This is a genomic window from Flavobacterium sp. GNP001, from assembly GCF_054343775.1.
This window is the reverse complement of the sequence record NZ_JBTGUX010000001.1, coordinates 1,085,840-1,109,105: the sequence shown is the minus strand read 5'-3', so window position 1 is coordinate 1,109,105 and position 23,266 is coordinate 1,085,840. Positions and strand designations below refer to the sequence as shown.

20 protein-coding genes are annotated in these 23,266 nt (G+C 34.4%); 9 read left to right on the top strand and 11 right to left on the bottom strand.

The window, feature by feature from the left end:
- The first annotated feature begins 343 nt into the window (after positions 1-343).
- The 4 genes from ACXX8U_RS04690 to ACXX8U_RS04675 are packed head-to-tail and all read left to right on the top strand — an operon-like array spanning position 344 to position 3,004.
- Positions 344-1,471 carry an SRPBCC family protein gene (locus ACXX8U_RS04690; RefSeq protein WP_458564829.1) on the top strand — a complete coding sequence of 376 codons (1,128 nt, stop codon included), beginning with the start codon at positions 344-346 and terminating at the stop codon, positions 1,469-1,471.
- Between the two features lie 42 nt (positions 1,472-1,513).
- On the top strand, positions 1,514-2,056 hold the full coding sequence (locus tag ACXX8U_RS04685) for an RNA polymerase sigma factor (RefSeq protein ID WP_306261432.1): 543 nt from the start codon (positions 1,514-1,516) through the stop codon (positions 2,054-2,056).
- A gap of 32 nt (positions 2,057-2,088) precedes the next feature.
- Positions 2,089-2,502: a hypothetical protein gene (locus ACXX8U_RS04680; RefSeq protein ID WP_458564828.1), complete on the top strand. Its 414-nt coding sequence runs from the start codon at positions 2,089-2,091 to the stop codon at positions 2,500-2,502.
- A 43-nt stretch (positions 2,503-2,545) separates the two neighbouring features.
- Positions 2,546-3,004, top strand: a complete 459-nt coding sequence (locus ACXX8U_RS04675) for a sensor of ECF-type sigma factor (RefSeq protein ID WP_458564827.1) — start codon at positions 2,546-2,548, stop codon at positions 3,002-3,004.
- Between the two features lie 62 nt (positions 3,005-3,066).
- Here the strand turns inward: ACXX8U_RS04675 and ACXX8U_RS04670 are convergent, their stop codons facing one another.
- Complete coding sequence (locus ACXX8U_RS04670) at positions 3,067-4,119, bottom strand: WD40/YVTN/BNR-like repeat-containing protein (RefSeq protein ID WP_458564826.1); 1,053 nt, start codon at positions 4,117-4,119, stop codon at positions 3,067-3,069.
- A 116-nt stretch (positions 4,120-4,235) separates the two neighbouring features.
- Between ACXX8U_RS04670 and ACXX8U_RS04665 the strand changes: the two genes are divergently transcribed.
- The 3 genes from ACXX8U_RS04665 to ACXX8U_RS04655 all read left to right on the top strand — a co-directional run bounded on the left by ACXX8U_RS04665 (position 4,236) and on the right by ACXX8U_RS04655 (position 8,957).
- Entirely contained in the window at positions 4,236-5,531 is a 1,296-nt protein-coding gene (locus tag ACXX8U_RS04665; RefSeq protein WP_458564825.1) for a hypothetical protein, read from the top strand.
- Positions 5,532-5,641: 110 nt separating this feature from the next.
- Positions 5,642-7,603: a KUP/HAK/KT family potassium transporter gene (locus ACXX8U_RS04660; protein WP_458564824.1), complete on the top strand. Its 1,962-nt coding sequence runs from the start codon at positions 5,642-5,644 to the stop codon at positions 7,601-7,603.
- Between the two features lie 139 nt (positions 7,604-7,742).
- Positions 7,743-8,957, top strand: coding sequence for an RsmB/NOP family class I SAM-dependent RNA methyltransferase (locus tag ACXX8U_RS04655; protein WP_458564823.1), 1,215 nt, complete (start codon positions 7,743-7,745; stop codon positions 8,955-8,957).
- An 89-nt stretch (positions 8,958-9,046) separates the two neighbouring features.
- Here ACXX8U_RS04655 and ACXX8U_RS04650 read toward each other — a convergent pair whose 3' ends face one another.
- Both ACXX8U_RS04650 and aroC read right to left on the bottom strand, forming a co-directional pair.
- Positions 9,047-10,327 (bottom strand): dicarboxylate/amino acid:cation symporter, encoded by a 1,281-nt coding sequence (locus ACXX8U_RS04650; RefSeq protein WP_210788494.1) that lies wholly within the window; start codon positions 10,325-10,327, stop codon positions 9,047-9,049.
- 98 nt (positions 10,328-10,425) lie between these two features.
- Positions 10,426-11,484: a chorismate synthase gene (aroC, locus tag ACXX8U_RS04645; RefSeq protein WP_458564822.1), complete on the bottom strand. Its 1,059-nt coding sequence runs from the start codon at positions 11,482-11,484 to the stop codon at positions 10,426-10,428.
- 318 nt (positions 11,485-11,802) lie between these two features.
- On the opposite strand from aroC, the gene ACXX8U_RS04640 reads away from it, so the two are divergent.
- Positions 11,803-12,309: a hypothetical protein gene (locus ACXX8U_RS04640; protein WP_458564821.1), complete on the top strand. Its 507-nt coding sequence runs from the start codon at positions 11,803-11,805 to the stop codon at positions 12,307-12,309.
- A gap of 54 nt (positions 12,310-12,363) precedes the next feature.
- Here ACXX8U_RS04640 and ACXX8U_RS04635 read toward each other — a convergent pair whose 3' ends face one another.
- From ACXX8U_RS04635 to ACXX8U_RS04600, 8 genes are all read right to left on the bottom strand, one after another.
- The gene (locus tag ACXX8U_RS04635) at positions 12,364-12,792 is read right to left on the bottom strand and encodes a protease complex subunit PrcB family protein (RefSeq protein ID WP_458564820.1); all 429 of its coding nucleotides are present in this window, start codon (positions 12,790-12,792) and stop codon (positions 12,364-12,366) included.
- Between the two features lie 16 nt (positions 12,793-12,808).
- Positions 12,809-13,942: an N-acetyl-alpha-D-glucosaminyl L-malate synthase BshA gene (gene bshA / locus ACXX8U_RS04630; protein WP_458564819.1), complete on the bottom strand. Its 1,134-nt coding sequence runs from the start codon at positions 13,940-13,942 to the stop codon at positions 12,809-12,811.
- A gap of 262 nt (positions 13,943-14,204) precedes the next feature.
- Positions 14,205-14,687 (bottom strand): ABC transporter ATPase, encoded by a 483-nt coding sequence (locus tag ACXX8U_RS04625; RefSeq protein ID WP_458564818.1) that lies wholly within the window; start codon positions 14,685-14,687, stop codon positions 14,205-14,207.
- Positions 14,688-14,817: 130 nt separating this feature from the next.
- Positions 14,818-15,609: a (Fe-S)-binding protein gene (locus tag ACXX8U_RS04620; RefSeq protein ID WP_458564817.1), complete on the bottom strand. Its 792-nt coding sequence runs from the start codon at positions 15,607-15,609 to the stop codon at positions 14,818-14,820.
- A gap of 66 nt (positions 15,610-15,675) precedes the next feature.
- Positions 15,676-17,007 (bottom strand): 4Fe-4S dicluster domain-containing protein, encoded by a 1,332-nt coding sequence (locus ACXX8U_RS04615; RefSeq protein WP_458564816.1) that lies wholly within the window; start codon positions 17,005-17,007, stop codon positions 15,676-15,678.
- 1 nt (position 17,008) lies between these two features.
- Complete coding sequence (locus tag ACXX8U_RS04610) at positions 17,009-17,980, bottom strand: MlaD family protein (RefSeq protein WP_458564815.1); 972 nt, start codon at positions 17,978-17,980, stop codon at positions 17,009-17,011.
- A 50-nt stretch (positions 17,981-18,030) separates the two neighbouring features.
- Positions 18,031-19,173, bottom strand: coding sequence for an N-acetylmuramoyl-L-alanine amidase family protein (locus tag ACXX8U_RS04605; RefSeq protein ID WP_458564814.1), 1,143 nt, complete (start codon positions 19,171-19,173; stop codon positions 18,031-18,033).
- 33 nt (positions 19,174-19,206) lie between these two features.
- Entirely contained in the window at positions 19,207-20,421 is a 1,215-nt protein-coding gene (locus ACXX8U_RS04600; RefSeq protein WP_458564813.1) for an N-acetylmuramoyl-L-alanine amidase family protein, read from the bottom strand.
- Between the two features lie 83 nt (positions 20,422-20,504).
- Between ACXX8U_RS04600 and ACXX8U_RS04595 the strand changes: the two genes are divergently transcribed.
- Positions 20,505-23,255, top strand: a complete 2,751-nt coding sequence (locus tag ACXX8U_RS04595; protein ID WP_458564812.1) for a putative LPS assembly protein LptD — start codon at positions 20,505-20,507, stop codon at positions 23,253-23,255.
- Positions 23,256-23,266 lie beyond the last annotated feature (11 nt).

Genomic DNA, 23,266 nt, shown 5'->3' with positions numbered 1-23,266 from the left:
TATCATTTATAATTGCAGCGGTCTACTCCTATCGCAAAGACATCAATATTCACAAGCAGTTTTACAAAGGAAACTATAAAATACTTATTGGTTTTCTTGCATTTATTGCAATTTTGTTTGTCATTAAAGTATTTTTTAAAAGATAATTAAACATATTTAAAAATTGTCTGCTATCTTGTGCGCATTTTATAGAGCGATGTATATTTTTTAAAATATGTAAGTGAATCTCTTATAAACAGAAAATACAAAATTATTAAGATGATAATTTAACTTGTTCTAAAACTCTTACCAAGACTACAAGTAAATTATTATTTAAATTTAAGCCAATCAAAAACGTATTACCATGAGAATTTTAAAATACTTGTTTCTTTTATTGCTGCTCAGTTTTGTTGCGGCAACAGTATTTGTAGCTACACAAAAGGGAGATTTTACTGTAGAAAGAAGTCTGGTAATTCCAACTCAAAGGAACACTGTTTTTAATTACATTAACGATTTAAAAAACTGGGAAGATTTTACCTCTTGGACCATTGATCAACCTGAAACAACATTTTCATATTCAGTTGTAAGTGCAGGAGCTGGTGCGAAATACAGTTGGACTAACAGCAATAAAACGGGAAGTATACGCAACATAACCACAAAAGAGAACGATAGTATTGCTCAAAAAATGGACTATGATGGCACTGAAACTGACGTAACTTTAAAATTTAAGGATACTATAGGAGGAACTAAAGTAACTTGGAAATCTAAAGGGAAAATGAGTTTCACAATGAAAATTTATGCCACCTTTAATGGAGGTGCAGAAAAAATAATAGGAAGTTTGTACGAAAAAAGCTTAGCAAACTTAAACAAAACCCTAAACTACAAGTTGAAAACATTCGAAGTAACCTCAAATGGAATAGTTAAAAAAGCAGGAACTTTTTATTTAAAACAAACTTACTCCACAAAAACTGCTCATATTTATAAAAACGCTCGTATCATTATTTACAAACTGAATACGTTTTGCAAACAAAACAATATTGAATTAAACGGCAAGCCCTTTTTATTATTTCTTGCTTACGACAATGCGAGAGATGTGGCTAAAGTTTCATTTTGCGTTCCCATAAAATACCAAATCGCTACCAGTATGGGAAGCGACATTTTGGTTGATAAATTAGAAACTTTCGAAGCAGTAAAAACAACCTTAACCGGAGATTATACGCACCTAAACAAAGCATACGTAAAATCAAAAAATTATATCAACACCAATAAAATCGTCGTAGGAAACCAATTTTTAAAGTTAGAGGTACTAAATAAAAGTCGATTTGAAATTAAAAACCCATCCAAATGGGAAACTGAAATTTATATTCCTATGATGCCCAAAGCTGTCGTTATTCCTGCAACAATTCCTATTGAAAACGAAACTTCAGCAATAGCACCTCCAAAATCAGTTCAACCAAAAGCTATTAAAGAACAAGACTTATCTGAATTCTAGATAATTTTTTTTAATAAGTACTACTAAATTAAAAACACCATTTTGCAAGAAGAACAGGAATTTATAAACCAATTGCTAAACCCTAAAACGCAAAATGTTGCGTTTCAGCGTTTGCTTTCGGAGTATCAAAGACCTTTATACAATCACATCAGATTGATAGTTTTGAATCATGATGATGCTGATGATGTGTTGCAAAATTGTTTTATAAAAATATTTCAGCACCTAAAAAACTTTAAAGGCGAAAGCAAACTTTTTTCATGGATGTATCGCATAGCTACAAACGAGGCATTAACTTTTTTAAAACAAAAGGCAAAAGCAAATCACATTACATCAGAAGCATTACAAAACAAAACTATTGAAAATCTTGAAGCAGATGTTTTTTTTGATGGTAACGAGATGCAATTAAAGTTACAAAAAGCTATTGCCCAGTTGCCCGAAAAACAGCAATTAGTTTTTAAAATGAAATATTTTGAAGAACTGAAATACGAAGAAATATCAGAAATACTCGGAACATCGGTTGGAGGTTTAAAAGCATCCTACCATTTGGCTGTAAAAAAAATAGAGGCTTTTGTAGCCAACAATTAAACCTTTTATAAATTAAACGGTCTAAACTCATTATGAAGACATTTAAATTAGATAACGAACCGAAAATTGAGGCTGGATTTGCAGTGCCAGATGCTTATTTTGATACTTTTTCAAGCAAATTATTAGCTCGATTACCGCAAGAAGAAACTAAAGTAATATCATTATTTCAAAAAAGAAAAAAAGTTTTAATGATGATTGCAGCAGTTTTAGTGATGGCGTTAATGATTCCTGTTTTTTATACATCGGATCCAATGAATGCAAAAGTAGATCCTGTTGCCTTGGAAAATTACATTACTTACCAATCCTCCGTAAATCAATATGATTTACTGAATAATTTAGACGCTGAAGATCTGGAAAAAATCAACACATCGATAGTTTTAGAAGACGAAAGTATTGAAGAACACTTTTCTACAAATGCTAATCTTGAAAATTTAATCTTGGAGTAAGATAAAAATGTCTCCAATTTTTTTACAACTAAATATAATTACAATGAAATTAAAACAATTATTCCCCTTACTCTTCTTGATGATTTCGCTCCAGTTTTACGGACAAGGCGAAAGCATGAAAGAAAAAAGAGAGCAAATAAAAGCCTTAAAAGTTGCATTTTTTACTACTGAACTTGATTTTTCTAGTAGTGAAGCCGCTCGTTTTTGGCCAATTTACAATGCGTACGATGACAAACAATTTGAACTAAGACACCAAAAAATGAAAAGTTATGTTCGAAGAATGAACGACGGATCTTTGGATAAAATTACTGAAAAAGAGGCAAATATTTTTTTGGCACAAATTGAAGATACAGAAGAAGAACTTTTTTTAGTTCGTAAAAAATTCATGCAAAATATTCGAACGATATTGCCAGCAATAAAAATTGTAAAATTAAAAAAAGCAGAAGAAGACTTCAACCGAAAGTTACTACAGCAATACCGAAACCACGGATCTCGTAAATAAAATTACTTTTATTAATTCAAAAAAAACACTCTAAATTGTAAAACTAGAGTGTTTTTTTGTTTTTAAAAGAACTGAATTCGAATCATTTTTTGTTGACCTGCAGCTATAGCTGTTGTTCTATTTATGAACCGGATAGTGTTTAAAGAGGAATCTGAAAGAAGTAATTTCCAACTTTGGCCTGAATCAGCAGAATAATACAAACCAGAAAAACCTACTGAAACCAATTCTTTACCAGCACCTCCGGGTACAAACTGTACACAAGAAGCATAGCCAAACCCTTGATTTTCGGCAACCAACTTCCAAGTTTTCCCGCCATCTATTGTGATAGCTTTGTTACCAAAATTTTGGTTTCTATTTTCATAATCTCCACCCGATATAAATCCGATTTTACTATTGTAAAAATCAGCAGTAAAAATTCCAGTCATAGCGCGTCCTTGCACAATTGGTGTATTGTAAACTGTCCAACTTCGTCCTCGATCACCAGAATAAAACACCCTCGATTGCGTACCACCTGAAACAATCCAAGTATCATTTCCCTTAACAATTATATTTGTATTACTCGCAGCAAAAGCTGCTTCGCCTTGTTTAACGGTTGGTAAAACAGTAGTTGCAATTTTTGACCAAGTAGCACCTCCGTCTCTGGTTATAATAATATTTAAGCAATCAGCTACAGGGTCTCCCATTGCAATACCTTCGTTGGCATCCCAAAAACGCATACTGTCGAAAAAAACTTTTTCATTACTTTCTTGATAAACTACTTTAGGTACACGAGAATTTTTCGGAATTTGATATAAAAATGCAGGATTACCCACATTTACAATAAATACAGACTTTTTATTTTGAGTAATACTTCTAAATTCTAGTAGTGCTGTACCGTTACCAATTAATTGCTCTTTGCGCTCATTTTTGTTTATATCAAATGATCCAAAACGACCTTTATCTGCAGCGTACCAGACTGTGTTTCCATCAATTTCAATGGCACGAATACTTATTTTATCTTTAAAAAGAGTATCAATTTTCACTGAATTAAAAGATTTTTTAACCGCAGTATTTTTATTCGTAGTACAAGCCAAACAACTTGTCAAAAGCAATAAAATCAATAGTTTATTTATCATAATATATCTTTATTTTAAAGCTAAAATACAATTTTAAAGTGGAGCACCAAACCTATTAAAATACATTGGCACAGTAATTGGTTCTTGAAAAAAAGAAAAACCTAAAATTTTATAACATGAAAACGAAAGTACTTTTACTTGCCCTTCTGATTCCTGTTTTCAGTATTCAATTGCAAGCACAAAAAAGGTCTTCTGTGCAAGCAACAAGTTCGGAAATCAGTGATAATCTAGATCTACGTGCGGTAGCATCCATTTTTGGAGAAGCGCGCGATTTACAAGATTTTGAACGACGCCTTAACGATCCTGATGCACAAATTTCAAATCTTGACTTGAACGATGACCAAGAAGTTGATTATCTACGCGTAATCGAAACCGTAGAAAACAGAACACACCTAATTATTGTACAAGCGGTTTTAGATCGCGATGTATACCAAGACGTTGCCACAATTGATGTTGAAAAAGATCAATACAACAAGGTACATGTACAAGTGGTTGGAGATACTTTTTTGTATGGAGCCAATTACATTTATGAGCCTGTGTATTATAGTACACCCGTTTTATATGCCTCTTTTTGGAGACCATCTTATAGACCTTACTGTTCAACTTGGAACTGGGGTTATTACCCAAGTTACTACAGAGCATGGAATCCTTTTCCAGTTTTTAGATATAGAAACAATATCAATATCACCTTAAATTTTAACAACAACTACAACTATGTCAATTATAGACGCAGCAACCAAGCAATAGTTTTATATAATTCTAGACGCTCTAACGGATATGAAAGACAACACCCACATTATTCTTTTTCGCACCGAAACGCAACGGTTACCAACCGCTATGAATTAGATCGACAAAGATCTTCACGAGGCAATATTACTTATGCAAACCGACGAACTAGTACTGAAAATCGATACAACACGAATGCAAGTCGTAACACACAAGAAACAGACCGATTTGCTACTCCAAGAGGATCTTCAAACGATAGGTCAACCGCAAATGATTCGTACTCTAATCGATCAAATCGAAATACAGACGCAATTGGTCGTAGTTCAAGAGTTGATGCACCAAGTAGAAGTACCCGTGGCTCGTTAGAAACAAGAAGCGAAGCAAGTAATCGCTACACTCCATCAAGAGCACGAGAGAATGAAGGCGCCAAAGTTGAAAGCCGAACAAGCAACCCGAGATCAGGACGAATCGAAAACCGCAGTTACGGTTCTAGTCGCGATGAACGTAGTACAATGGGAGAAAGAAGTCAAAATAGAACTTTTTCACAAAACAGAGTTGAAAATAGATCTTCTAATAGAAACTCGAACGCAACTCCTGCCCCACGTGACAATAGCAGAGGTAATGCACCCCAACGTACAGAAAACCAGAGAGGCAATTCAGGCAGAAGTGAGAATAGAAGATCTTAGTAGAACTACCAAATTGTTAAAAACACGGCCATCCAGCCGTGTTTTTTTTCTTAAAGAGTTCTTAATTTATTTAAAAAGTGTAAATTTGAGCACTTTTATAAATATTTTTCATGAACACTTCACACAAAGACCTCCATAGTAAATGGACATTAGGTGGATTATTAATTTCATTAGGAATCATTTACGGAGACATAGGTACATCCCCTTTGTATGTAATGAAAGCCATATTAGGTACTCATCTCATCAACGCTGATATTGTACTAGGAGGTATCTCTTGCGTATTTTGGACCTTAACTTTACAAACTACAATAAAGTATGTAATTATCACTTTAAGTGCAGATAATCATGGAGAAGGTGGTATTTTTGCCCTCTATGCTTTGGTCAAAAAAACTAAAATTAAGTGGTTAATTGTACCAGCAATTATTGGAGGTAGTGCCTTACTTGCTGACGGGATTATTACACCACCTATTTCCGTATCTTCAGCAGTTGAAGGTATCAGAACGTACTATCCAGAAATAAATACGATTCCTATCGTTATCAGTATTTTGTTCGTACTGTTTGCAATCCAGCAATTCGGCACCAAGCTTGTAGGCAAATTTTTTGCTCCAATGATGTTCGTTTGGTTTGCCATGCTTGCAACCTTGGGAGTATCTCAAATAATGCATAATACTAGTGTTTTAAACGCAATAAATCCGTACTATGCGTACCATTTGCTAAGCATTCACCCAGAAGGATTTTTCGTACTTGGATTCGTATTTTTATGTACAACTGGTGCAGAAGCATTATACTCTGATATGGGGCATTGTGGTCGAAAAAACATCCGTATCAGTTGGATTTTCGTAAAAATTGCTTTAGTCCTGAACTATTTCGGACAAGGAGCATATTTAATGCAACATGAAGGTGCAACTCTTCAAAGTATTGGTGGAAAAAACGGGAATCCGTTTTACCTCATAATGCCAGATTGGTTTCAACCTATTGGAATTGTTGTAGCTACACTTGCGGCGGTAATTGCATCACAGGCATTAATAAGTGGCTCATTTACTTTGATAAACGAAGCTATGAGACTAAATTTCTGGCCAAAGGTAAAAATCAAATACCCAACAGAATTAAAAGGACAATTGTATATACCATCAATAAACTGGTTATTATTTATTGGTTGCGTTGGTATCGTATTGCATTTTGAAGAGTCTAGCAACATGGAACATGCTTACGGATTAGCAATTATCTTATGCATGATCATGACTACAATTTTATTAAATTACTACCTGATAATGAAGCGCGTACCGTTGTACTTTATCGTACCGCTGATTACTGTGTACTTAATGATCGAATTTAGTTTCTTAGCAGCAAACATCACCAAATTTGCCGAAGGTGGCTACGTAACATTATTAATTGCAATCGCACTAATATCTGTCATGACCATTTGGTATGTGGCTAAAAAAATCAACAAGAGCTATACAAAGATTGTTAAGATTGAAGATTACAAAAAAGTACTTGTTGAGTTGAGTGCTGATCTTTCTATTCCAAAATACGCAACCCATTTAGTATACATGACTAATGCCGGAAGAGTTGATGAAATTGAAGAAAAAGTAATGTACTCTATTTTACAAAAACGTCCAAAAAGAGCTGACATCTATTGGTTTGTACATGTAAATATTTTAACAGAACCCTACAAAACAGAATATAAAGTAACCGAAATTGTCAAAGATGATTTGTATCGCGTAGACTTTAATTTAGGTTTTAGAGAGCCTACAAAAATCAATTTGATGTTTAGAGAAGTGATTCGCGACATGGTAAAAAAAGGAGAAGTAGATATTACCAGTCGATACGAATCATTAAATAAGAACAATATTATTGGAGATTTCAAATTTGTATTATCTGAAAAATTCCTATCTAATGACAGCGATTTAAGATGGCACGAAAAAATAGTAATGAACTCTTATTTCTTTATAAAAAAGCTAAGTTTGTCAGAAGAAAGAGCTTTTGGATTAGATAGTAGTTCTGTTAAAATAGAAAAATTCCCAATGGTGTTACATGCACCTGAAAACATAGGATTAACGCGAGTGAAATAATTTTTTCTCACTTATCTAATAAAAAACATTGTATTTATACGGTGTTTTTTTTTGGAAAAAAATTAAAATACAATAATCGGTATTTAAAAACAATACATTAAAGTCAATAAATAGTACCTTTGCACCTCAATTATTTAAAATGAGATTACACAGAAATTTAGTTTACACTACAATAGACGCCTTAAATGCTATTTTTAACGAAGGCGAATATGCTGATAAAGTAGTAGCCCGATCCCTAAAAAAAGACAAAAGATGGGGCAGTTCAGACAGAAAATTTGTCGCAGAAACAATATACGAAATCGTTCGTTGGAAACGATTATACTCTGAAATTGCAGAGGTTAAAGAGCCTTTTGACAGAGACAACTTATGGAGAATGTTCTCAGTATGGGCTGTTTTAAGAGGTTATCCTATTCCTGATTGGCGCCAATTAGAAGGAACACCGGAACGTAAAATTAAAGGTCGTTTTGATGAATTATCAAAAGTTCGTGCAATTAAAGAGTCTATTCCAGATTGGATGGACGAATTGGGCGTACAAGAACTTGGTGAAAAAGTTTGGGCTACTGAAATTGCAGCACAAAACCAGCCTGCTCGTGTTATTTTACGTGTAAACACACTTAAAACAACTCGTGAAGCATTACGTGCTATTTTGATGGACTTGAACATTGAAACTGAAACCTTAAAGGCACAACCTGATGCTTTAGTTTTAAAAGAAAGAGCAAATGTGTTTTTAACAGATGCTTTCAAGCAAGGTTTTTTTGAAGTTCAAGATGCCAATTCGCAACTGGTAGCCGCCTTTTTAGATGTGAAGCCAGGAATGCGTGTTGTTGATACTTGTGCGGGTGCAGGCGGAAAAACATTACACATTGCCTCCTTGATGGAAAACAAAGGACAATTAATTGCTATGGACTTGTACGAAAGTAAATTAAAGCAATTGAAAATCAGAGCGAAAAGAGACGGCGCGTTCAATATTGAATACCGCATTATCGACTCGACAAAAGTTATTAAAAAACTACACGAGAGAGCAGATCGTGTATTAATTGATGCACCTTGTAGTGGTTTAGGCGTTTTAAAAAGAAACCCTGATGCAAAATGGAAACTAAAACCTGAATTTATTGATAACATTCGTAAAGTACAATCAGAAGTTTTAGAAAGCTATTCAAAAATTGTAAAACCAGGTGGGAAACTTGTTTATGCCACTTGCTCTATATTACCATCAGAAAATCAAGAACAAGTAAAACGTTTTTTAACTACCGAAATTGGAAAGCAATTTACCTTTGTAAAAGAACACAAAATTTTAGCTTCTGAATCTGGCTTTGATGGTTTTTACATGGCATTGATGGAAAGAAAAGTATAAATAGACTTTTATTCTCTATAAAAAAAGCTCCGACTAAAATCGGAGCTTTTTTATTGCTATAAACTGAACTTGTTAAAAAAATATATTTTTTAAGCTTCCAAAACTTCTTCGACTTCGCCATCGGCTTCCCATTTACCCACCACAGAAGTTGCAAGTGCATTCCCTAAAACATTGGTAGCACTTCTGAACATATCACAAAAATGATCAATTGGCAAAATTAAAGCTATCCCTTCAATAGGAATATCAAACATCCCACAAGTAGCAGCTACCACGACCAAACTAGCTCTTGGAACTCCTGCAATACCCTTACTGGTAAGCATTAGCACCAATAACATGGTCATTTGTGTACCTAAATCTAAATCGATTCCGTAAGCTTGCGCAATAAAAACACTTGCAAAAGTCATATACATCATACTTCCATCTAGGTTGAATGAATACCCCAATGGTAACATAAAAGATACAATTCTATCCTTAACTCCAAAACGCTCCAATTCCTCAGTTAATTTAGGAAAAACAGCTTCACTACTTGTTGTACCAAAAGCAATAATTAAAGGACTAACAATTCGTTTAAGTAAAACTGGCATTCTACTTTTTAGAAAGATAAAACCAACTGCAATTAAAACTACCCATAGGGATGAAATTCCGATTAGAAACGAACCAAAAAACTTAAAATAAGTAATCGCCAATTCCTGGAAATCACGTACTGCAAACACACCTGCTATAGCACCAAAAACACCAATTGGAGCAAATTTCATCACATAATTAACCATTTTTAGCACAATATGTGAGGTTTTATCGAGCGCATTAATTACCGGCTTTACGTAATCACCTAATGAAGCTGCAGCTAAACCAAAAAAGATAGAAAAGATCACAATTTGTAAAATCTCATTAGTTGCCATTGCTTCAAAAATACTTTTGGGGACAATATGCTCAATAAAATTTTCAAACGAAATGTTTTGTGTTTTCGCTGTAACCTCTGCCACAGAGCCTAATTCAACATTTGATAAATTTAAACCAACACCAGGCTCAAGAATATTTACAAAAAACATCCCTAGCAATAACGATATAAATGATGCCGTAAAAAACCATCCCATAGCCTTACCACCTATGCGACCAACTGCTTTGATATCGCCTAATTTAGCAATTCCAACAACTAGCGTTGTGAAAACTAATGGCGAGATAATCATTTGCACCAAGCGAATAAAAACAGTCGCTAAAATTTTAATTTTAGTACTAAAAGCTTGAGCTGATTCTGCATCAATGTTATTATGAATAACAATTCCTAAAATAGCCCCAAGTATCATGGCTACTAAAATTTGTCCTGTTAATCCTGAAAAAAAAGATGCTTTTTTTGTGGTAATATTATCCATTAAAAAGTTTTAAAATTTATAAAAATGACATTTTTCTGAGCTCGACTATTTAAAAATCAAGAAAAACAACCTTGCTTAAATTGGATGTAAAAATAGCTTTAATATATTTTATTTATCAAATAAAAATCAGCAATTACTATGGCAGCCATCGCCTCTACAATTGGTACTGCACGAGGTACTACGCACGGATCATGACGGCCTTTACCTGTCATCTCTGTTATTGCTCCTTTGTTATCTAAAGATTCTTGCTTTTGCATGATCGTTGCTACAGGCTTAAATGCTACATTGAAGTAAATATCCATTCCGTTACTAATTCCGCCCTGAATTCCGCCTGAACGATTGGTCTTGGTAGTACCATCAGCGTAATATAAATCGTTATGCTCACTACCCTTCATTTTAGCACCTTCAAAACCACTGCCATATTCAAAACCTTTTACGGCATTGATTGATAACATTGCTTTACCTAATTCAGCATGTAGTTTATCAAAAACTGGTTCTCCTAAACCTACAGGAACGTTTTTAATAACACAAGTAACCGCACCTCCTACAGTATCACCTTGCTTGCGTATGTCCTTTATGTAAGCTTCCATCTCGGCCGCAGTCGCAGCGTCTGGACAACGTACTGGATTATTTTCAATAGAATTAAAATCTAATTCTTGATACGGAATATCTAACGTTATTGGTCCAACTGCAGAAACATAAGCGTGGATTTTAATTTCGGGAAGCATTTGTTTTGCAATAGCTCCTGCAACTACTCTGCTTGCCGTTTCACGAGCTGAACTTCTACCACCACCACGGTAATCACGAAAACCATATTTTTGATCGTAAACATAATCCGCATGACTCGGGCGGTAATTATCCTTTATATGTGAGTAATCATCTGATTTTTGATTGGTATTGGGAATAATAAAACCAATTGGTGTACCCGTAGTTTTACCTTCAAAAAGACCTGATAAAAACTGTACATCATCTGGTTCTTTTCGCTGAGTGACAATTGCTGATTGCCCTGGTTTTCTGCGCGCCATTTCCGCTTGAATTGCTTCAAGATCAATACTGATTCCGGGAGGACATCCATCAATAATACCTCCTAACGCTTCACCATGAGATTCTCCAAAAGTTGTTAATTTAAATAAGGTTCCGTAGCTGTTACCTGCCATTGTAGTTAGTTTTTAACAAAAGTACCATTTTACTTCAAAGTTCAAAAGTTTAGTGTTTAAAGTTTTAGACCAAAGAGGATATTTATTGTTGTAAAAATTCATTGAATGGGACTGCATTATATCACAAAGCGGAATAAGAAGTCCCCAATTCTAGTTCAAGTAGTTCTCAACACAAATTGAAGAGTAATATAATTACGTTGTGGTTAGAAAATTTGAGATTTATACCAATTACATTAGATTATATAAGAAATACCAAAAATGATATAAAGCATACGCTAACTTATGACCTATCTTTGTAAAAACAAAAAGAAACAATTTATGAAAAAGATTATTTTATCAGCGATTATGCTAATGGGGTTAGCATTTACTGCTCAAGCACAAAAAATATCTAAAAATGCTTTAGGTTTACGTTTTGGTGGAAGCAATGGATTTGGAACTGAAGTTTCTTATCAAAGAGGTTTATCAGACAACAACCGTTTAGAATTAGATTTAGGTTGGAGAAACAGAAAAGATTATAATGGATATGATGATGATGCTGTAAAACTAACAGGTATCTACCAATGGGTGTGGAATATTGATGGAGGTTTCAACTGGTACGCAGGTGTTGGTGGAGGTGTTGGAACATACGATAGAAAATATTCTGACAACAGAGTATATGACGACGGATTATTTGCTTTTGCTGCAGGAAACATTGGAATTGAATATGATTTTGATATTCCATTGTTAATCTCACTTGATTTTAGACCAGAATTTGGTGGTAACGGTGGGTACTATAACAATAATTACGGAAGTGATGTTGCTGTATCTCTAAGATACCAGTTCTAAAAAGCAATAGCTATATAGTAAAAAGGCCATTCTTGATCAAGAATGGCCTTTTTGTTATTTAAAAATGATAGGTTTTTTTGAATTAATTTTCAAAACACAAAACGGATTTGATAATGATTGAACTACCATACTTCCGGGCTCAGGTACTTGCTCCTTTACAGTTACAATGATATAGGTATCTGTCTCAACTACCGTCTCAACTCCTATTGCATATCCTCCACTAGATTTCTCACCCATATTTAAAATAACAAAATTCGATTTTTGAACATCTTCAGGAGTTATTTTATTTTTTAAGTTTTCATCGTTTTGTAACATTGCAATTTCATTTGGAGCAGATAAAATTTCAAAAAAACGAATTGAAGCACCACCGTTACTTTGTTGTGTTAACACTTCGAAAAGTGAACTAGAGCTTTGATTTTTTGTATTTGTCGTACCACAAGAAAAAAGTACTACTGCAATAAATGAGCCTACTAATCTTTTCATAATTCTTGGTTTTGTATTACTTGTATTTTTGAATTGCTTTTTCATAAAGCGCCTCATACAAAGGTAAAATATTCTTAATATCGAACTGTTGCGCCACTTGAAATGCATTCTCCTTAAAACTAGCTAACGTTGCATCATCTTTAAGAATTTTCAAAGCGTTTTGAGCCATTTCTTCAGTATTACCAACATCACTTAAAAAACCAGAAATTCCTTCAAAGTTTACTTCTGGCAAGCCTCCGGAATTACTTGAAATAACAGGCACACTGCAAGCCATAGCCTCAAGAGCAGCCAATCCAAAACTTTCAGTTTGCGACGGCAACAAAAATAAATCAGTAAAACAAAGGATTTTATCAATTTCGTTACTATTTCCAAAAAAGATAACCTTATCAGAGATTCCTAATTCTTGGCACAATTGCTCAGCTTTTTCTTTTTCAGGTCCATCACCTACCATCATCAATTTGGCCGGGATTTCTTTTTGAATATTATAAAAAACCTGAACTACATCAGGAATTCGTTTTACTTTTCTAAAATTACTAATGTGTGTTACGATGCGTTCATTTGTATTTGCCATCACCGATCGCTGACAAGGCAAACTTCCCTCTTTAGCCGTTTTTTCAAGCTCAATAAAGTTAGGAATAACTTCAATTTCATTTTTAATATTAAAAAGTTTCAAAGTATCCTCTTTTAAACTTTGAGAAACAGAAGTAACCACATCTGATTTATTGATACTAAAAGTAACCGCAGGCTTATAAAAAGGATGGTTTCCAACCAATGTAATATCTGTACCGTGTAAAGTAGTTACCATCGGAATATTAATACCTTCATCTTTCAGCATTTGCTTGGCCATGTAGCCTGCATAGGCATGAGGAATGGCATAATGCACGTGCAATAGTTCAATATTGTGCAATTTTACCATATCTACCAATTTGCTCGAAAGCGCTAATTCATAAGGCTGATAATGAAACAAAGGATATTCAGGAACATTTACTTCGTGGTAATGCACATTTGGACTTAAAAGAGCCAATCGAACTGGTTGCCTGTATGTAATAAAATGAATTTCATGGCCACGACGCGCCAATTCTAAACCAAGCTCTGTTGCGACAACACCGCTACCTCCAAAAGTAGGATAACAAACAATTGCAATTTTCATGTATGTAATTTAATAGCACGAATGTACTAAAATTTGAAATGGCAATATCGATTTAAAGTCTTAAATAGCTCTTAAAAAAAGGAAAAATTACAATTTGTTAACTTAAAAAACTAGCCAGATAAAGTTCAAAAAATGGAATAATCAAAAATAAAAAAAGCAGCAACTTACATTTTTATAAAAGTAAGTTGCTACTTGTTACTTAGCCCAGCACTTTGGATAAAACCAAGTTTAGCTATTAATAAATAGTTTTTTTATTCGAACATTAAAAAAAGCGGCTATGCCAGCTGTCAGCTGCTGCAACTTCCCAAGATTCATTGAATTCTTGTACGTTGTTAACCAAATTATTAAACACAATTGTATTTTCGGTAACGGCTTTATCTTTAACCATTTTTTTAAAATCAAGCAATGGTTTGTGAGCAATATGTTCGCCAAGCTTAAAAGTCACGTTCATTTTGTCTAACAAATCAACCGAATACTTTTTTTCAAGACTTTGAATAAATTCAACTGATGCGTCTATAGAACAGCCTGTAGACATTTGAACGTCTTGATTTACTGCTAGAATGATAAACCTATTGTACTTAAGTTGGTACGAAGCTTCAAGACTTGTACCGTGTGCAGCCCATTCGTTTAAGAAAGACTGAACTGCTGTGTCAATTTCAGCAAATTCCGCATCTGAAAACTTTCTATTAGATTGGTAAATCCAAATTCGAGATTCTTCAGGTAAATTTTCAAAAGGAACGTACATAGTTATTGTTTTATAATAGATACAGAATGATTTACTGTTTTTCTATATTGTTTATAATTTTAAAATAGCGAAATTCATTTGTTTTCACATCTAAAAGTTCTATTTCGCTGTAACCGATTTTTAATTCATATTACAGATCTTGTGCATTAGCAATAAGCTCCGCAATGTCCATAACTTTTACCTCACCTTCTTTTTCTTTATTCTTAATTCCGTCACTCATCATCGTGTTACAAAACGGACAACCTGCGGCAATAATTTCTGGTTGAGTCTCAAGCGCATCTTCAGTACGCTCAATATTGACTTCTTTATTTCCGTTTTCGGCATCTTTGAACATTTGCGCTCCACCTGCACCACAACACAATCCGTTTGCTTTGGAACGTTTCATTTCAACCAATGCAGCATCTAATTTAGAAATTAATTCTCTTGGTGCTTCATAAACATTATTGGCACGACCTAAATAACAAGGATCATGAAAAGTAATACGCTTACCTTTGAACTGACCACCTTCAATAGTCAGCCTTCCATCGTCAAGCAATGATTTTAAAAATTCAGTATGATGAATTACTTCATATTGACCACCTAATTCAGGATACTCATTTTTAAGGGTATTAAAACAATGCGGGCAAGCTGTCACAATTTTTTTTGCTTCATAGGCATTCAAAACCTCGATATTCATCATGGCTTGCATTTGAAACAAAAACTCATTACCTGCTCTTTTTGCTGGATCACCAGTACAACTTTCTTCAGTACCAAGCACAGCAAATTCTACTTTAGCACGATTTAAAATACGCACGAAAGCTTTAGTTATTTTTTTAGCTCTATCATCAAAACTTCCGGCACAACCTACCCAAAACAAAACCTCTGGTTGTTTTCCCTGGGCTAACATTTCGGCCATTGTAGGCACTATTAAATTTTCTGACATACTCTATATATTGATAGTGTTATAGTATAATTTGAACTCAATTCATTTTTGCTTTCGCCAAAAAAACTACTCGTTTTTCCAGTTCAAACGGTCTTGTTGATTGTACTGCCATGGTGCTCCATTGTTTTCGATATTGGTCATCATAGCGTTTAAAGGCATCGGTGCAGCACTTTGTTCCATAACCAAGTAACGACGCATATCTAAAATAATAGATAAAGGACTAATGTTTACTGGACACTCTTCCACACACGCATTACATGAAGTACATGCCCACAATTCCTCAGGGGTGATGTAATCGTTTAATAATGTTTTGTTATCTGGAATAAAAATTCCTTTGTTTGCATCAATGTTGCGACCTACTTCTTCTAATCGGTCTCTGGTATCCATCATAATTTTACGCGGAGACAATTTCTTTCCAGTAATATTTGCAGGACATGATGACGTACAACGCCCACATTCAGTACACGTGTAAGCATTTAAAAGTTGAACCCAATTTAAGTCTTGAACATCACTTGCTCCAAATTTACTCGGAACCGCATTCTCATCAACTGGTGCAGCTGCAAATGGATCAACATTTGGATCCATCATTAACTTTACTTCTTTGGTAACCGAAGCTAAGTTATCAAATTCACCTTGCGGATTCAAATTAGCAAAATAGGTATTAGGAAACGCTAGCAAAATGTGTAAATGCTTAGAGTAATACAAGTAATTCATAAAAATCAAAATACCCACAATGTGTAACCACCAGAATAACTCCGAAAGCAACATCACTAACTCGTTCGAAACACCATCAAATAGTGGCGCAATAAACTGACTTATTGGGAATGAACCTGCTTGGATAAAATGAGAGTAGCCACCCGGAACATTTTGCAAATGTAAATCGGTTGCATTCATTAGCAAAAATAGTGTCATCAATACCACCTCAAAATACAAGATGTAATTGGCGTCATTTTTTGGCCAACCTTTAAGATCGCTGCTAACAAAACGTTTCAATTTAATCACGTTTCTTCTTGTCCAGAATGCAAAAACTGCAAAAAGTACCAAACCAGCTAAAATTTCAAAAGATGCTATCAAAACATCATAAGTAACTCCAATAAATGCAAATATTCTGTGCGTACCAAAAAGTCCATCAATTATAATTTCGAGCAACTCAATATTGATAACAATAAAACCTACATAAACAATGATATGCAAAATTCCAGCAATAGGACGCTTTACCATTTTTGATTGCCCAAGAGCAATCATGGCCATATTGGTCCATCTTGCTTTTGGATTGTCGGTACGATCAACGTTTGTACCCAGATTGATGTTTCTCCTTAATTTTTTTACGTTATTAAAAAAATAACCAAAACCAACTGCCAATAAAATGGCAAATAAAATGTTGTCTAGATAACTCATATTATTTATTTATTTTGTCTTGCGGGATAGAATCATTTTGTGGACCTGTATAAGGCTTGTTTTTTTTACCAAACAAAGAAATATTTACATATCGTGTAGGATACAAGCGTACGTCTTGCAATAACAATTCTAATTCTTTCGTCGAAGCTTTAATGTTGTTGTAAAAAGCTTCATCTTGCAACAACTTGCCCATTGAGCCTTTACCTTCCTCCAGCTTTTTCATGATTCCATCTACACGAGCCAAGGTAGCGTTTAGATTTTTAGCGGATTTACCTAAATCAGCTTTAACCAACGAATCAGAAATTTTGGAGAAATTACTAGAAATTTTACTGAAATTTGATACTACTCCGTTTAGCTGTGTTTTATTGGTACTAAGCAACTCATTCACACTAACAGAAAGTTTATGAAACTCCGCTACTGTTTGGCTCATTTCCGATAGGGTTAGCTTTAAATCTTGCTGCCCTTTTTGATCCAATACGTTGTTTAGACCTGAAATAAGTTTATCGCTGCTACCAAGTAATTTTTCTAATTTTTCTTGTAATGGAGCCAATTGATCACCCACTTTGTCTGCTAATCCCATTTTGGAGGTTGCTAACAATCGTTGTCCGTCTTCGGCTAACGTTTTATCATTAAAATTAGGTACAATGGCAATTTGTTTTCCACCAATAAAACCAGGCTCATAAATCATAGCAGCACTTGATTTAGAAATAGGAAAATCTGTTTGTAATTGCAATTCTACAAGCAAAGCACCTGTATTTTCATCAATTGCTATTTCATTCACTTTACCAATTACCAAACCGTTAAGTGTTACAGGAGCAGATTTTGCTAAACCTTCAACACTTTTGTATTCAACATAAAAGGTTTTATAGTTACCAAAAAGATCTTTGCCTTTTAAAAAGCTATATCCCCAAATAAACAATAATATCGATGCAATTACGAGAACTGCTGCTTTTATTTCTCTAGTTATTTTCAAAATTTCTGTATTTTCTACAAATTTAATATAAAAAAATCGACTTGTAATAATTATTTCAATGCTTCTTTAAGACTAATCGTTTGCCCGTTTTTCACTGCAATTATGTATGCCGAAGTATAGCCTTTATCTTGTACGACCTTTAAGTTTTGCTTAGCAATTTCATAACTTGTTGTGTTACCATACCTATAATTAAATAATTTACCGCTGGTTGATACCACAGATACGTCTTTTAAGCCTTTAAAGTTTGATGGGACTAATTTTAATTCTCTTGTTCCAGCAGCAAATTGCACTAAAAACGAAACTTTATCATTTTCACTTGTGCTTTTACTTGCGGTTATTCCTTTACCATTGCGTTCGTTTTTACTGACCTCTTTATTAGCGCTTTTGCTATCATCATTTGTTACAGAAGTACTTCTATCGTCAAAATATTCTCTTTTATAATCCACAATAGCAGTTGCAATTGCTTCAGCCATTTGGCTTTGGCCCGCATCTGAATTCAAATACAAACCTTCGTTTTTATTACTCAAAAAACCCAACTCAATTAAAACACTTGGCATAAATACCGCATCTAAAACCCATAGAGGAGTTTGCTTAATACCCCTTGACTTTCGATTTAATTGCTTCACAAAATTATTCTGGATTTTTGATGCCAATGCAATACTTCTGTTCATATAATCTTCTTGAAGCATTTGCAAACCTACCATTCCCAGCGGATTTTTAGGATCAAAACCTTTGTAAGCACTCTTATAATCTTTTTCGAGTAATATTACCGAATTCTCTTGTTTCGCAATTTCTAAATTCCCTTTACTTCGAGATAGTCCCATTACAAAAGTCTCCGTACCGTATGGCTCAGGATTAGTTACAGAATTGCAATGCACCGAGACAAACAAATTTGCATGAAGTGAATTGGCTTTGCGAGGACGATCTTTAAGTGGGATAAAAACATCACTTTCTCTAGTGTAGACAATTTGAATATCTTTGTGTTTTTTTAAAAATTGCTCTAATTTTAGAGAAGTTTTGAGCGCGATTTCTTTCTCTACAAAACCGTGGTAGGAGTTTCCAGGGTCTTTTCCACCGTGTCCGGCATCTAAAATTATGACGAACTTATTTTTTGATTGGGCCAGAATCGGCACAGTAACAAGGAGAGCTAAAATAACTAAAAAGATACGACAAGGGTGTAATGTAATTTTCAAAATAAGGGTGGGAATAGAAATTGTGTTGCAATATTATTGAATTGCTTCTTGAATGTTTATCTTTTTTCCTTGTTTAAATGCAATTAAAAAAGAAGAGCTGTAGCCTTTCTCTTTGGCTTGCTTTAAGTCTTTTTTTGCAGCCTCAAAGTTATTTGCATTACCGTACAAGTACTTGTACACTCGATCTTCGTATAATACAGATACATCAGACAATCCATTGAAATTTTGTGCCGACAAGTCAATTTTTTTGGAACTCGCCATCAATTGCACTTTAAAAACTATACCTGGATTGGTAGTTGTCACTGTCACGACTGGTGCAACAACTTTTGGAACAGCAGCAGCTGTAGTAACAGGAGCAACAGTTTGTAATGCGGCTGCGGCATCGTTGTTAACTGGAGTCCCTGATTGCATTTCGTTTTTACTATTTTCAATCATTTTTTCAGAAGGAGTCTCTGCAGGTGCTTCCACTTCGCCTTCTCCAAAATACTCCTTTTTATAACTTACAATAGCGCCAGCAATTGCTTTTGCAATTTCATCTTGACCTTCTTCAGAGTTTAATCGATTACCTTCAACAGTATTTGATATGAATCCCATTTCAATAAGGACTCTCGGCATGTATGCTTTATGCAACACCATAAATGGGGCTTGCTTTACTCCTTCTCCACGAATTTTCTTTCCCAAATCACCAAAAGCTTCTTCAACTTTACTGGCTAATGCAATACTATTTTCTAAATATTCTTCTTGCATCAAGGTCATACCAATCATGGTTTCTGGAGAGTTAGGGTCAAAACCTTCGTATTTTTGTTTGTAATCTTTCTCTAAAGTCACTACCGAATTTTCCTTTTTTGCAGCTTCTAAATTGGAAGCTACTTTACTCAAACCCATTACATAAGTTTCAGTACCATCTGCAACAGTATTTCTGTTTGCGTTACAGTGAATAGATACAAAAATGTGAGCATTGACACGATTGGCAATATTTGCTCTTTCAATCAAATCAATAAAGACATCTGTCTTACGAGTATAATTGACCTGCATCTGCGGCGTAGCTTCTAGAATTTTACCCACCTTGAGAACCACAGCTAAGGCTATATTTTTTTCAATTCGACCCTCGTAAACAGCACCAAAATCATGTGCTCCATGTCCTGCATCAAGCGTGACTTTAAAAGCATTAGTTTGACCATATCCTACCACGGAAAATAAGGCAAGACAAATTGGCAAAAAGAATTTGATTTTACTAGAAATGTGCATAAAGCTATTCGTTAATTTTATTAAAAGACTACGGTTATAAAATTATTTAATTGACTATTTTTGACAAAAAATAATATGTAAGTTTGACATGTCAAAAAACAGGCCATAATTTTACAAAAATAGCATTTATACCGTTGCATACAAACTTATTTAATATCGTTTTATTATCATTATTCCTTTCTCTGGGTTCTGGTAAAGTATATTCACAAGATATCGTCAAAAAGAAAGCTGCGATACCAGCTCCTTCTAAAAAAAATACAACAACTAGTCCAACGTTGCCAGTTCCTACACCAAAACCAGTGGTAATAGTAGCTACAGACAGTACAAAAAAAGACAGTGTAAAACCTAAGAAAGCTTTTTTAGACGGAAAAGTGCGCTACAAGGCCGAACAGTACGTTAAAATAGATCAAAAGAAAAAACAAATCACTTTATACGATCAAGCCGAATTGTATTACGAAGACGTTGAGCTAAAGTCCGGAAAAATTATCATGGACTACGAAAAAAACGAAGTCTATGCCGGTAGATTAAAGGATTCGACTGGAGCTTATACGCAATACCCAAATTTTAAACAAGGTGCCAATGTTGTGGAACCAGACTCTATTCGATTCAATTTTAAAACAAAAAAAGCATTGATTTGGAATTCAAGATCTGATCAAGGAGAGTTTAAAATTAAGGCCGCTGTAACCAAAAAAGAAAATGATTCGGTATACTTTTTAAAAGGAGCACGTTTTACCACATCAAAAGATGTTGATAATCCTGAATACTACTTTCAAACCAATAAAGTAAAATTTATTCCTGGCAAAAAAGTAGTCACTGGCTTGACAAATATGGTTATTGCCAATGTACCAACACCTATTGCATTGCCTTTTGCTTTTTTTCCAATGAGTAAAGAAAATAGCGTTTCAGGTTTGATTTTACCAAGTTATAATGACTCGAACACTAGAGGATTTTCATTGCAAAACTTAGGCTATTATTTTGCCTTGAGCGATAATTACGATTTGACCGTGCTGGGTGATTATTACACGAATGGCAGTTACGGTATGCGTTTTGAATCGGCTTATGCCAAAAGATATAACTACAGAGGAAACATCAATGTTCGTTTTGAAAACTTAATCACCAGCGAAAGAGGATATCCTGATTACTCAAAACAGAACATTTATAACATTCAATGGTCACATTCTAAAGATACTAAGGCCAGCCCAAATTCTACCTTTTCGGCATCTGTAAACTTAGGAAGTAGTCGCTATTTTCAACAATCTATAAATCAAGTAAATATTGGTTCTAATTTAAATAACACGTTAAGCTCTTCTGTATCTTACTCAAAAACATTCAATACCGTTCCTCAATTGCGTATGTCATTAACAGCTACGCATTCGCAAAACACACAGACGCAAGAAATCAACATGACTTTACCTACTTTGCAAGTGAGTGTTGATCGTATTTATCCTTTTTCTAGTAAAGATGGACCTCGTAAGGGATTTATTAAAAACATCAATTTGCAATACAACTTAAACGGTCGTAACAGTATTGTAACTAACGACTCGCTATTCTTTAAACCGCAAATGTTTCGCGATGCAAGAGTAGGTTTTCAACACAGTATTCCTTTGAGCACCAACTTCAAATTATTCAAATATTTTAGCGCTACTAGCTCAGTAAATTACGAAGAAATTTGGACTACTAAAACAATCGAAAGAAGTTTTGATGTTGACCAAAGTCAAGTAGTAGACAAAACGGTGAACGAATTCGATGCGTTTAGAACTTATAATTTTTCAACCAGCATTGGTACAACAATTTACGGGACGTTTAATTTTGGAGAAAATAAAAAAATTAAATCGATACGTCACGTCATGCGTCCTTCTGTATCTTACGGGTATACTCCGAGCTTTGAAAAATACTACGACACTTATGCTACCGATGCATCAGGAACAATGCGCCAGCAATATACTCGTTTTGAAAACGGTCTTTACGGAGCTCCTGGACTGAATAATGCAAACACACTCGGTTTTGATTTGAGCAATACATTTGAGGCTAAAGTAACTGATAAAGACAGCACCAAGGTAGAACCTAAAAAAATAATGTTATTAAATAATTTAAACCTTTCAACATCCTATAATTTAGATGCTGACGGTGTGACCTCACTGGCCTTTGCCCCTATTCGTGTAAGTGGCGGAACGAATTTATTAGACAACAAAATGAACGTCAATTTTGGAGCTACACTAGATCCATACGCAGTTGATAATTCTGGAAACCGAATCAATGTATTTAACATTAACAATGGTGGAAGTTTGTTTAGAATGACGAGCTCAAATATGACAATTAATTATTCCCTATCAAGCCAAGGAAAAGATAAAAAGAAGAAAGACAAGAATTCATTAAGTCAACGTAATGGTGGTCGAGAAGATGACTTGTTTGGTACCAACACCGATTTGGGAGACAGCCGTAGAAGTCAATTTGATGATGAAGAAGAAGACGAAGGCGAAGATAAAATTGCAGAGTTTTTTAATGCAAAATTACCTTGGGATATGACTTTTGCTTACTCCCTTACCTACGGAAATAACAATCGAGAAAATCAAATTATTGGTAACTCCATTATGATTTCTGCTAATGCAGATTTGACACCAAAATGGAAAGCAGGAATATCAACCGGATATGATTTTGTTCAAAAAGGTGTCACTTTTACGCAACTGCGTTTTGAAAGAGATTTGCTAAGCTGGAGAATGGACTTTAATTGGTCACCGTTTGGAGAAAATGCCAACTGGGGATTTTTTATTGGTATTAAATCAGGAATCCTAAGTGATATTAAGTGGGATAAAAGAAGTGTAATAAATCGTTAAGATCTTCTTTT